The sequence below is a fragment of the Bacillus pacificus genome (assembly GCF_020861345.1).
Taxonomy (GTDB): domain Bacteria; phylum Bacillota; class Bacilli; order Bacillales; family Bacillaceae_G; genus Bacillus_A; species Bacillus_A pacificus.
Genome location: NZ_CP086328.1, coordinates 4655179 through 4668248, shown reverse-complemented (window position 1 = coordinate 4668248; position 13070 = coordinate 4655179). Strand labels below are relative to the sequence as shown.

The 13070-nt window shown below is 34.4% G+C and carries 8 protein-coding genes and 2 pseudogenes; 3 read left to right on the top strand and 7 right to left on the bottom strand.

The annotated features are described in order from the left end of the window. Window positions 1-431: 431 nt before the first annotated feature. Window positions 432-1517, top strand: a complete 1086-nt coding sequence (locus tag LMD38_RS24050; RefSeq protein WP_100634628.1) for a Delta(10) desaturase DesB — start codon at window positions 432-434, stop codon at window positions 1515-1517. Window positions 1518-1570: 53 nt separating this feature from the next. Here the strand turns inward: LMD38_RS24050 and LMD38_RS24045 are convergent, their stop codons facing one another. The 7 genes from LMD38_RS24045 to LMD38_RS24015 form a co-directional block, all read right to left on the bottom strand. Next, on the bottom strand, window positions 1571-5125 hold the full coding sequence (locus LMD38_RS24045) for a glycosyltransferase family 2 protein (RefSeq protein WP_227585333.1): 3555 nt from the start codon (window positions 5123-5125) through the stop codon (window positions 1571-1573). Then, a complete protein-coding gene (locus tag LMD38_RS24040) occupies window positions 5112-6152 on the bottom strand; it encodes a HEAT repeat domain-containing protein (RefSeq protein ID WP_227585334.1) in 1041 nt (346 codons plus the stop codon). Before LMD38_RS24040 ends, LMD38_RS24045 begins: the two co-directional genes overlap by 14 nt. After that, complete coding sequence (locus LMD38_RS24035; protein WP_001992429.1) at window positions 6149-7033, bottom strand: response regulator; 885 nt, start codon at window positions 7031-7033, stop codon at window positions 6149-6151. The genes LMD38_RS24040 and LMD38_RS24035 overlap by 4 nt, the downstream gene beginning before the upstream one ends. 200 nt (window positions 7034-7233) lie before the next feature. Beyond that, window positions 7234-7926, bottom strand: coding sequence for an amino acid ABC transporter permease (locus LMD38_RS24030; RefSeq protein WP_000461542.1), 693 nt, complete (start codon window positions 7924-7926; stop codon window positions 7234-7236). 91 nt (window positions 7927-8017) lie between these two features. Beyond that, window positions 8018-8812, bottom strand: a complete 795-nt coding sequence (locus LMD38_RS24025) for an ABC transporter substrate-binding protein (RefSeq protein WP_016716339.1) — start codon at window positions 8810-8812, stop codon at window positions 8018-8020. A gap of 121 nt (window positions 8813-8933) precedes the next feature. Beyond that, complete coding sequence (locus LMD38_RS24020) at window positions 8934-9656, bottom strand: amino acid ABC transporter ATP-binding protein (RefSeq protein ID WP_016716340.1); 723 nt, start codon at window positions 9654-9656, stop codon at window positions 8934-8936. Between the two features lie 171 nt (window positions 9657-9827). After that, window positions 9828-11552: a methyl-accepting chemotaxis protein gene (locus tag LMD38_RS24015; protein ID WP_016716341.1), complete on the bottom strand. Its 1725-nt coding sequence runs from the start codon at window positions 11550-11552 to the stop codon at window positions 9828-9830. A gap of 207 nt (window positions 11553-11759) precedes the next feature. Here LMD38_RS24015 and LMD38_RS28865 point away from each other — a divergent pair. Together LMD38_RS28865 and LMD38_RS28860 are read left to right on the top strand one after the other, a co-directional pair. Further along, window positions 11760-12062, top strand: a pseudogene (locus LMD38_RS28865) (methyl-accepting chemotaxis protein); the annotation flags it as partial. A 417-nt stretch (window positions 12063-12479) separates the two neighbouring features. After that, window positions 12480-13052 (top strand): annotated as a pseudogene (locus LMD38_RS28860) (methyl-accepting chemotaxis protein); the annotation flags it as partial. Window positions 13053-13070 lie beyond the last annotated feature (18 nt).

The window sequence follows — 13070 nt, the reverse complement described above, 5'->3', positions numbered from 1 at the left end:
GGTAGAAGTTGTGTAAAACTAGATTTAGATGAGTGTATTTGTTGTTTACATAGAGAGTTCTTGAATAAGATAGAGTCTATAGCATGGCAAAGTACGTATATGTATAATGGATGAAACCTTATAAAATCTATGTTTTTTCTTTAGTGAAATAAAGTATAATTATAAAAATATAACCAACTTTTATTACTAGGTCATAAAAGTTATTGACAATGTGGAAATTCTATTGATATGATTTATCATGTGGAAAGGTTGATAGAGAGTAAAAAGAGAAATGTTTTTCATTGATAATAAAAGCGAAAAGTAAGTGACGATAGAGTGAGTATATTTTCCTTATAATAGAGGCTTTTTTAATCACCTAGTAAAATCAATCTGGAAGCAAGAATTGATATATGTAAGTTGCGCAAGGCGCGGCATAAGAAAGGGGCAAAAGGATGAAGGAGCTTCATACGTTTGGGTGGTATGCAGCACGTGTATCACCACATTTGCCGAAAAAGGCATTTAAACCAGTTCCTACTCGTCTGTTTGGTGGACTGGCTTATTTGCTTGTGGCATTGGCGGGGTTAATATCGATTGGTGTATTTGAATTGAATGTGTGGGCTAATCTAGGAATTGCGATCGTTCTTGGATTATGTTTTGCTTCACTTGGGTTTTTAGGGCATGAGATTTTACATGGAACTGTTGTAAGAAAGGCATGGCTTCGTGATTTCTTAGGAGCGATTGCATTTATGCCATTATCAACAGGTCCTAAACTTTGGCGAAAGTGGCATAATGCAACGCATCACGTTCATACACAACATGAAGAGAATGATCCAGATGCATGGCCTACACTTGAGAAGCTTAAAAAGAGTAAGTTTTTGAGCTGGGTATATCGCATGCCTCTTCATATACGTTCATTCTTTAGTTTTCTGTCACTAACAATTCAATTTACATTGCATTCGACTCGAATGTTCTTTCATTTTATAAAAGAGTTTAAGTCATCCAATCAAAAATCTGTATGGCTTCAACTTCTTTTGCCTTGGACTGTTTGGATTAGTTTATTGTTTATTATGGGACCTGGAAAATGGTTATTTGCATATGTGATTCCATTGTTAATTGCTAACTTTATTGTAATGGCATATATCGCAACAAATCACCGCTTAAATCCAATTGTTCCAGTAAATGATCCGTTAGCAAACTGTTTATCAGTAACAGTGCCGCGTTGGATAGACGTTTTACACTTCAATTTCTCATATCATACAGAACATCATTTGTTCCCTGCTATGAGCTCTAAATACTACCCGTTAGTAAAAGAGAAAATTAAAGAAATGTGGCCGGAACGTTATCATGAGATGCCGATGACAAAAGCTTTGGCAGCGCTATGGAATACACCACGTGTGTATTATCAAGGAAGTGAATTAGTGGATCCGCATAGAGAGCATTTCTATGGTTCTTTAGGAAATGGGCTAGATCCTCATAATATTTCATATCGTGAGGAACATATAGAGGAAGAAGAGAGTATTAAAAAAGTAAATCAGTAAATATATATACAAAATAACAAAAAGCAAGCTACTAAAAGGTAGCTTGCTTTTTGTTATTTTGTAGCTTGATATACTTTTTGCATGTAGTAGTAACTCTTCTTGAGTCGTGATGTGTATTCGACAACATCACCCCATTTTGAATAGTTATACATAGCATATTCGCCATCTTGTGCAGTTGTAATGTTTTCAGCTCCAATTTGAACTGTAAATCCAATTGCGTTAATAATTTGTTTCGTAGTTAAACCATCTATTTCTTCGTTTGCATAAATATCACCAATAAATTCTTTTATGTTTGGTGCTTTTGCATTTAATACCATCCAAGGAATTCGAAGCTCAATGGTTTCTTTTGCAGGAGTAGAAAAATCTGCAAGTGAGTTGTAATCAGCACTAGCCGGATTGCTATTTCCCATAGTTAATGCTCCGACATTAAATTTTTCAAATGGCAATTGCTCCTGAGTAAGTGGTAATGTAATTGGCAAACTTAATGCTGTATAAATAGGGGAGAATTGCCCGCTATTTTTTTCAGGTTTTGTATAAGGAACTAGATTTCGTTGGCAACCAAATTCATAAGAGAATACATCATAGTAAGAATCAACAAGTACTTGATTAGATTGTCCGCCGTGCAGATCAATTTTAAAATCAGCGCCTTCTTTCATAGAAAGGCCGTTAAATTCTTTATTTCCTTGTTCAGGTAATATGTTTACTCCAATTGTAATAGGTTCCTCTTCAAGAGATCTAGCTTTTGGACGATGAATGGATAAGTATAAATAGGACTCATCGTGTGTTACGAAAGTCGTGTAACCATTCTTATCTCCAATTTTTGTTTTTGTTTTCCAATCACTCGTATCACCATCGACATTAATAGTATGGGATTCAAATGATAGCAAACCGAAATGTTGTTCAGGAACTTGTACGTTGTTCCAATGTGGTCGTTCTTCCGTATTATCATATTTAGTTGTATTCCAAGAGAATTTAAACCATTCATCTTGCCAAATGAATACAATACCGCCGGCCAATTTCGCCTGAATAATATCTTCGAAGAGCTCTGCATTACGTTTCCCTTGTTCATCTTCATTCATATGCCCTTGGTCTTTTCCATGTATATTTTTATGAGAAATACCTCGGGATCCTGGGATACCAAATTCTGAAATAACAACAGGCATTTCATGTGAATCATGCAAGTCTTTTAAATAAGCAGCGTAACTATTGGATTGCCCGCGATGGTCTTTGAAATTTGTTTTATCTGGATCGAAATTTAAGAAGTCAGGGTAATAAGGATACACGTGATAAGAGGCAAACGCCCCGCTTGGGTAATTCTTATTAGCAAAGATATGATTTGGATTTATAGATACAGCATCTTCACCGATGAACGGTTCAGCAGGGTGATCTAGTAAATCTGTTGTAACCCAGTTGGAAAAAGCGATAGGCTGAGCGGTCTCATATTTGCTAATAGAATATTGAGCGATATGATTCATTCCTTCAGCTAGCCAAATTTCAAACGGACTGGCGTTCTTCGCTTCGAAATATTTCCCCTTAAATGAAGTTTTATCAGCATGTTTTTTATTTGTTTCGATGACCATGTCAGGATCCCACTCAATCCCCAGAATCCAACCAGCTAAATATTGTGACACATCATAATTATATTCGCCGTAAGCATGTCCTTTTTCAGCAGCGATTGTTGTATTACCATGAATTACATCGGCTGTTCTTTCAATATTTTTAAAGAGTTCATTTTTTGATTTGTAAGCATCTTTTGTTTCTAACAGTTGTTCTTCTTCAACCCATACACCATGGAAGAAATATAAAGGTTGTTTTGCTTGTTGGTTAAATTCAAATAAAGCCTCGTAAAAAGCAGGAGGGTGAATGGTATAAATACGAATCGTATTTGCACCCATTTCGCTAATTTGTTTCAACCATTTTTTATATTCTGCTTTTGTAATTGCAGCATCACCTGGAAATGCCCCTGGTTTTGCCATACCTAGGTTCACACCTTTAATTGTCCAATCTTCCCATTTGCCTCCTGTATAATGCTGAAGGGTTTGCTTATTTCGCTCTGCTTTAAAACCATATGAAATATTATCTGCAGTGCTTTTTAGGAGCGTTGGTTGCAATCGGTGTTTTGTTGCATCTATCCCGAAAATAACTGCTAAAATAATTAGGATGAAGGCAATTCTTCGTAGCCACCAAAAACGTTCTGAAGATTGGTTTTCAAGAGATTTACGTTTCATTTTCCCCCAACCTTTAATTCGGAAAAGACTTTGAAATAGTCCTAAAAATCGGTACCAAACAGTCAGCGGACGATACCAAAATGATTCAGTTAACGACCAGAGAAGTAAGAGTGTGAAATCTTTAATACTATTTTGCTTTTTCATACTCCATTCTTCTAATAAAACAACTCCTACGGATAGGAATGATCCGTATAGTACGGTAGCAGCTAACAGTAAAAATACATATTCTGTGAAAATTTCATCGAATAGTAAATGATATAGTAGTAGTAAATAGCCAAGTATTTCAATAATAGGACCGAGCCATTCTAGTAATAAATAAAACGGCATTGCAATCATACCGAAAGCTTTATATTTTGGACGGAATAAAATATCCTTATGGCGCCATAAGGTTTCACCTAAACCACGGTGCCAACGACTCCGTTGTTTGCGGAAGGTTGTTAAATCATCGGGAGCCTGTGTCCAACAAATTGCGTTTGGATTATAAATGATTTTCTTCTCTTCTCCATCTTGTAAAGCTTTTTTATGGAGGTGAACGACAAGTTCCATATCTTCTCCGACAGTTTTTCGTTGATACCCTCCAACACGAATAACTTCTCCTTTATCGAAAATACCGAATGCACCAGAAATGATAGGAAGAATATTATACTTGCTCCATGCTAAGCGCCCAAATAAGAATCCACGCAAATACTCAATAATTTGCATGAGAGCAAGAGGTTGTTTTGGAAGACGATTTTCGATCATTTGACCATTTTGTATGTAAGAACCATTCACAATACGAACACTTCCGCCAGTTACCATAACTTTCTCTGGAGATTCATAAATTGGTTTCATAGCTTTCATAAGTGCATCACGTTCTAAGAGAGAATCAGCATCTAATGAACAAACATACGGATAGTTTGAAATGTTGATACCTGCATTTAAAGCATCCGCTTTGCCGCCGTTTTCTTTATCGGCAACAATAATTTGTTTATTAACAGATGAGCGATATGTTTTTCGAATGGTCTCTGTTTCTAATTGTAATCTAACCACGTTCTGGATTTCATATAGTTGGAAATGATCTTTTAATTGTTCTAACGTATCATCACTTGATCCATCGTTTACAACGATTACCTCAAACTCAGGATATTCTAACGTTAAGAGTGATTGGACACTTGATACGATAGTGACTCCTTCGTTATACGCAGGAACAATAATAGAAACAGGTCGAGTAATACTAGACTGCAAATAATGAAGTAATTCTCTATTTTCATCACGTTCCCGTTTTTTTCTCAAGGTGAATGCAGAAATAAGAAATATAGCGGTATAGAATAAGATAGCAACGCCCATGTAGAGTAAGAAGAGCCATTGTGAAATTTTTAAAAATATATCAAGATAATGCATGTGTTGTCACATCCTTTCGTGCTAGAGCCTCTAATGCACTTTCACGTGCGAAACGATCAGGGTGATGTAAGGCAATTTCAATATATTTTTCTTGCCAGTTTGAATAATATTGAATTGCATATTGGACTTCACGACGTACCCACCAAGATTGATGCCCTGCTTGTTCTAGTAAATAAGGGAAATACATTTCATCTTTAAAGGGGCTTATTACACGAATAAGCATGAGGTGAATTTGCCAACTGTCCTTTTTAAATAAATGTTTAACATGCTCTTTTGTTTCTGCTTTCGGCATTAACTTTGAAATAGCATGTAACGAGCGAATAATAATTTCTTCATCTTCATTCGTTAAGTTTTGAATGAGGAAAAGATAGCAGCTATTCTCTTCCCGTGTACCGATTGCATTTAAAATTTCATATTGAAATTGTTTAGGTAATGTATGGAAAAACTCAACCCAAACAGAAAAATTTTCAGTTTGAGAAATACTTAAAGCGATCATAGTGATGGGAATAGAGTCATGGACTCTTGTAGCAAGTAAAATTGCTTGTCTTGTGTTTAATGTACTTAATGTAGTAAATGCTTGATGCTGGATAGATCCAGATGTTTGAGTGCAGATAGCTTTTACCTCATTTTCAAACTCTTTTATTTTGAAGAAAGAAATAATATCTAATATATTTTGTTTTTCTATATGAGTGCCGTGAACTAATTTTTCTTTATAATGGGGAAACAAATAGACTTGTAATAAATGATGAATGCGTTGTTTTTCATCAATCCCGGATACGAGCTGTGTAGCTTTAATGCAGAGAGATTCTAGTGCGTGAATATCTGCTGTATGTTCAATTTTGAAATCATGGCATTTATTATGCATGATAAATTCATATAGAAATTTTCTATTTTCTTCTTTCCATTTATGATTTTTTCTTTTGAAATTTCTACTACGTAATTTTAGTGAAATTAAATATATATACGCTATAAGAATAGCAACTATTAAAAAGATAACTATGGATTGTACAATTGTAACTATAATCAATAGCCTTCATTCCTTCCTTCTAATAAGTGCGCCAAACGAACCTTAAATTCTAAAGGTGAAAACGGCTTTTCAATAAAATCATCAGCACCGGCTTTAAATGCTTCCTCCAGGTGGTGGGCTGTTGATTTAGTAGAGGTCATAAAAATTCGGAAATGTCGACTAGGCAACAATCTCTTTAATCGATTAATAAGTTCTAAACCATCCATTTGTGGCATCATCCAATCCACAATTAGTATGAAGAATGGAAACTGTTCATAGATTTTTTCTGTGAAAAAGTGCTTTCCGCTAGTGAAATGATATACGTTTAGTAAAGTTGTATATTCAGTTTTTATAAATTTTGTTAATAAGTCGTCAGCGGTTACTACTAATAGTGGAGGGGTTTGGCGAGATACTGACATATATTTTTGTAATCTCTTCTGGATTGTTTCAAAAGGTAATTTTGTATGTAACACCTCTTGTACTACGTGATGCATAATTTGTTCATCATCTACGTTCTCATAAAAATAAATGATAGGCTGTTGTATGAAATGAAGAGGAATAGTCTCTTTATATACAACAACACAATCAGCATTATTTATGTTTTCGACAAATTGAATGGAGGTATTATGAAGTACCTCAGGGATAGTGCCAATTATGTAAACTTTAAGTAGCTGCTCATCCTGTTTAAAAGAAAGCATCATTTCTGTGATATGCTCGACTACATCGTAAACAGAACTAGAGTCTTTTAGAGTTGTAGATAATTGTTGTAAATCTTTTTGTAATTGATAGAATCCTAATGTTTCAGCCAGGCTGGTTAGGTTATTTATGTAGCTTGTAAGTTGCTGAAGGTTATAAATTTGATATCTTTGTTTCAGCCAATCTTTATAAATTAAATCTAGCATAGCGACCTCCTTATACTATTTAAGATGTCTATACGTGTACACCCATCTTTACTATATTATGGATAATTTTATGCTGTGTAAAGAGGTAGACTGTGGAAATATGATAAATTTCTTATACATGGAAAAATATTATTGAAGTAAAAAGTATGGAGCAGAAACAAAAAAAGGTTAAGGAAATAGACCTCAACCTGCTAGTTTGCTCAAAGAGAAATTTCTTTTGTTTTCTTTTTGACAGTTTGTATAGAGCTAGTTTCTTTTCGTTGTAGTCGTTTTTCTAAAAGGTTAACAAGGTACGTGAATAGGAGAACAAGAACAAGATAATATAAACCAACAATTATGTATGTATCTAATTGTTGGAAGTTACCTGCAGCAATGGATAAACCTGATCCCCATAATTCGGACAATCCTACATATGCAACGAGGGAAGAGTCCTTTAATCCAATAATAAACTGATTTCCTAAAGGAGGAATAGATTGACGGAATGCTTGCGGTAATACAATACGGCGCATCGCTAAAGGATACGGCATACCTAGAGAGCGAGCAGCTTCCATTTGCCCACGATCGACAGATTGGATAGAGCCTCGGAAAATTTCAGTAATATATGCACCGTTATGGATTGCTAAAGCAATGGCTCCTGCCCAAAAAGGAGTAAAAACAACAACGGATGTAATCCCGAAATAGAGAATGGCGATTTGAACAATTAAAGGTGTACCACGAATAATGGCGATGTATACGTGAGCAATACTATTTAAAACTTTATTGTTAGAGATTCGAAAGAAAGCAAATAGTAATCCAATTAGTGAACCGAGTAATAGGGATGTTAGTGTTAATTGTAATGTGACAATAGTAGCTTTTAAGAGTGTGGGATAGGTAGAGATAAAAATTTCAAACATGCGTTTCACCTCATATTGTATAGATTTTAGTAGAGAATGAAATGCCCCACACAAAGTGGGGCATGATTTATGGAAACTTTGAAGGGCTAAATTACTTCGTTTTTTCCTCTTCACCAAGAATATTACGCCCAAACCATTTTTTACTGATTTTTTCATACGTACCATCTTTAATAATTTCATCTAAAGCTTTATTTACTTTCTCGACCATTTCTTTATCATCTTTACGAATAGCAATTCCCATTTCATCAAGGTTTAGTGGTTTTCCAGCTTCTTTTATATTTGATTTACCTTCTTTGATCATGCGTAAACCAACCATTTGATCTGTAATTACTGCGTCGATACGTCCAGGCTCTAAGTCCATAAGTGCAGTAATATCGCTATCGTATTCTGTAATTTGATCTGTATGTTTTGCAACAAGGTCTTTAAAGGTACTAGCTTTTACAACACCAATTTTCTTACCCTTTAAATCTTCTGGAGAAGAGATAGATGTATTCTTTTTAGCTACAAAAATTTGGGCACCAGAACGATAATAAGGATTTGAGAAATTAACAGCTTTTAAGCGTTCTTCTGTAATTGCCATACTGCCCAGTATTACATCATACTTTTTCGCTTTGAGACCTTGGATTAGCGTTTCCCATGGATTTGTAATAGGGGTTGGTTTCATATTCATTTTTTTCGCAAGTGCTTCACCTAGTTCTACATCAAAACCGACAAGTTTTCCGTCATTTTCTTTATAGTTAAAAGGTTTATATAAGCCACTCATCGCATAACGAAATTCTTTTTTACCATTTGAAGAAGTAGTAGCACTTTCCTTACTACAGGCTCCTAGTATAAAGGAAGCGCATAATGTAATACTCGCAACAATAGTTAATAGTTTTCTTTTCATAAAACCCCTCCTATATATTGATCATACGGATGGTTTTAAGTATGTTATTGAAATATTTTATTTAGATGATTAGTTGTGCACCGTATGAATGTATTTCTTTTCGTTTGAAACAGAAGTTATATTATAAAACGTTGCGTAAAAATTGTTTCGCTCGTTCATGTGATGGAGCTGAAAAGAATTGTGCTGGCGGAGCATCTTCTACAATTTTTCCATCATCCATAAAAATGACGCGATCAGCTACATCTCTTGCGAAATTCATTTCATGAGTAACAATAACCATGGTCATTCCTTCTTCAGCAAGTTCTTTCATAACTTGCAATACTTCTCCAACAAGTTCAGGGTCTAAAGCTGAGGTAGGTTCATCAAATAGCATAATTTTAGGATTCATAGCAAGAGCTCGTGCAATAGCAATACGCTGTTTTTGACCACCTGATAGGAGATGGGGCGTTACATCTGCTTTATCTTGTAGGCCGACTTTTTGCAGAAGCTGATTTCCGATTTTTTTTGCATTTGCTGCTTCTAATTTTTTTACATGAATAGGTGCTTCTATGATGTTTTCTAGTGAGGTCATATGAGGAAAGAGGTTAAAGTGTTGAAAAACCATACCGACATTTTCGCGGACTTTGTTTAAATTTGAATGCTTTGGATCAATTCGTTCACCTTGTAAGTGAATTTCACCTTCATCGTACATTTCTAAAAAGTTAAGACAGCGAAGTAATGTACTTTTACCGGAACCACTGGCACCAATTAAAACGACAACTTCTTTTTCTTGTACTTCTAAATCAATTCCTTTTAAAACGTCAAGTGAGCCAAATGATTTTACTAGATTTCGAACCTGAATCATACAAAACCCCCAGTCAAAAATATATTTTACAAATGTTGCCCCTTATTTCTGTTATTAGTCACAAATTGTCAGAATCCTTTATTTTTTTTCAAATGACAGTTCTTATATAAATAAATTTGAATGTATAGTTCAAATGGAAAAACCACCTAATTCAGGTGGTTTTTCATATACTTACAAGTTTTTGATTTTAAATTGAGTGGCAAACGTTTCTAATTCTTCAACAAGCTTTTGCATTTGAAGAGACATATGTGTAATATCCTGTATTGATACCGATTGGGCTTGTGAAGATTGGGATGTATAATTAGTCTCCGAAACTATATTTTGTGAAATTGAAGAGATATTAATAAGTGCGCTATTTATCTCTTCTGAGCTTGCTGACATTTCTTCTGCACTTGCTGTTATATCTTGTATTTGATCTGTAACTTCATTAATATGATTCACAATATTATGGAATGCTAATTTTGCATTTTGCACAGCATGAATGCCTTCTTGAATTTCTTGTTGTCCTTTCCCCATAACGTTGACTACATCTTTTGTATCATTTTGTACAAGCAAGTTAAGTTTTGTAATATCTGTAGCTGCTTGTTTTGATTGTTCAGCAAGTTTACGAACTTCTTCAGATACAACAGCAAATCCCTTTCCATGTTCACCGGCGCGGGCGGATTCAATTGCGGCATTTAAAGATAATAGATTTGTTTGTTCAGAAATGTAAGTAATAGTTTGTAATGCTTTATCGATATCTTGTGTACGAACAACCAATTGATCTACCACTTTATATATTTCATCCATGACAGTATGGATAGTTGTCATTTGAGAAATGGATTTTTCAATGATTTCAGTTCCTACATTCGCCTTATCAGAAGTAGAAATAGCTAAGTTTGAAATCGTTGTAGAAGATTCAGCTATGCTTTGCACTCCATTTGCTATTTCATCCATTGCTGTAGAACTATCTTTAATATTTGCAGACTGATCATTAATATGGTGAGACAACTGTTTCATTGCATTTGCGATGTTATCCATAGTGGAAGAGGAAACGGTTGCTGTTTCAACAATATGATTTGTAGAGCTTTTGACTTTTGCACTTGTTTGAATCACATTGTTAATAATTTGTCGTAAGTTTGATATCATTTGATCAAAACTATTAAACATATGACCAAATTCATGATGATATTGTTTTGGTACGGCAATGGTTAAATCCCCTTTTCCAGCTGTATTCATTATGCTCCGTAATGAATTGATTGGATTTATAATTGATTTAGCAGTAAATAAGGAGATAAGAATGCAAAGAACTAAACAGGCAATGAATAAAATAATAGTTATGCTTATCACTTGTTTATAAGAGTGTTCGCTGTCGTTATACAGACTCTCAGCTAACTTTTCGTTATAATCACTAAGATTTTTTAAAGCATCTACTGTAGCCGATAAATTAGGATCAACTGTAGTTAGGTAAAATGAATACGCCTGATTAAGTTTATTTTCTTTAATGAAATCAAGCATTTGAGTACGATGCTTTTTATAGTTTTCTAGTTTTTCTTTATATTGGCTAAGGAGTTTTTTTTCTTCGCCTGTTATATATGTATTTTCGTATTGAGCCTGTAATTTTTCGGTTTCTTTATTTGTATCATTTAATTTATTTAAAATTGTAGTACGTCGATTCTCGTCTTCCGTAATAATGAGTTCCTTTACATAACTAAACTCTTGGTACAGGCTGCTCTCAATAGATCCTAGCCATTTTATGGGTTGTAGACGATCCACATATACAGTTTGAAGCTGTTTGTGCATGTGTTGTAAATTTATATAATTTACAACGCTAATAATTAATATGGAAAGAATGGGGACTGCTACTAACAATATTAATCTGTTTATAACGTTTAATCGATATAAAATTTTTAACATAGAATCACCTAACCTTAAATTATTTAGTTGAATATGTAATTGGCATCCAAATAAAATTATACATTATTTTCATTTTATATACAGAAAAAGTAATGTAATAAATATGTAAATAAAAAAATGAAAATCAATATATCTTTCTATAAGGAAAATATGGATAATAATATATAGGTAGTACTTATATTACTTATAAAAAGGGGGAAAGAAGAGATGGAAAAAGAAAGGAAGGCATTTTCCTTTGGCTTACGTACACAACTTATGCTATTCACTACAGTTTTAGCTTTAATTACATATTCAACAAGTATATTTTTTATTTATGTGATATATGATTATTTTCAAAGTTATGTAAGTCAAACTGCATATAATATTATCGTTATGCTATTAGGAGTAGTATGGTCTGGAATTTTAGCATATGGAGCAGCCATATTTTTAATTAAACCGCTTCGAAAGTTAGAGGAGGCGGCGAGAAAAGCGGCTGAAGGAGACATTCGTGAAGATGTTCCGTTACCGAAGACTGATGATGAAATTAAATCTTTAAGCGTTGCATTTAATATGATGCTTGGGAACTTAAGGGGCATGGTAAAAAATATTGATACAACATTTTCGTATACAAACAATCAAGTACAGCAAATTAGAAAACAAACAGGCGAAGCAACGAAACAAGCACAAGGTGTTTCTGAAACTCTTGCAGAGATTTCTTCTGGCGCTGAGCAATCAGCGGCATCAATTCAAGCGATTGTTTCCGCTGTTGATACAACAACTTCTATTGCAAGTGAAGTAGAAGAGAAAGCAAAACAGTCTGATGAGTTGTCTTCAGAAATGGTTCAAGCTTTAGGGCATAGTACTCGTGTCTTTACGTCTTTAATTCAAGGTATTCAAACATTGGCGAAAGAAAATGAAGATTCAATGCAAAATGTACAGAAGTTAGAGGAAAGAATGAAACAAGTAGAACATATTGTATCTGTTGTGAGTGAGATTGCTAGCCAAACGAATTTATTAGCACTTAATGCTTCTATTGAGGCTGCTCGTGCTGGAGAGCATGGACGGGGCTTTGCCGTTGTAGCTGAAGAAGTACGTAAACTTGCAGATGAAAGTGACCATTCTGCAAGAAATATATCGCAGTTATTACGGAATATGCAAGAGGAAGTGCAACAAGTTGCAACGAAAATGACAGAACAAGTGAAAATAGCTAAGGAAGAGGCGAAACGTGGGGAAGCTACCGAATTAATTTTAAAAGAAATGTCATCAAGTGTTATGGAAGTAGCGGATGCAACGAAGCAAATTAGTAGCTATATGAATGAACAAGTGAGTCACATTCATCAAACAGGTGCACAGACGAAGGCTGTAGCAGCAATTGCTGAAGAGACGTCAGCTGGTTCACAAGAAGTAGCACTTGTAACGTTGCAACAATCTAAAAATATGATAGCGATCGATCAATTATTAAAGGATTTAGAGAAACAAGCAATAGACTTGAAACAGACAATTGAAAGATTTTCAATGTAGAAAGGAAGAACGGTATTT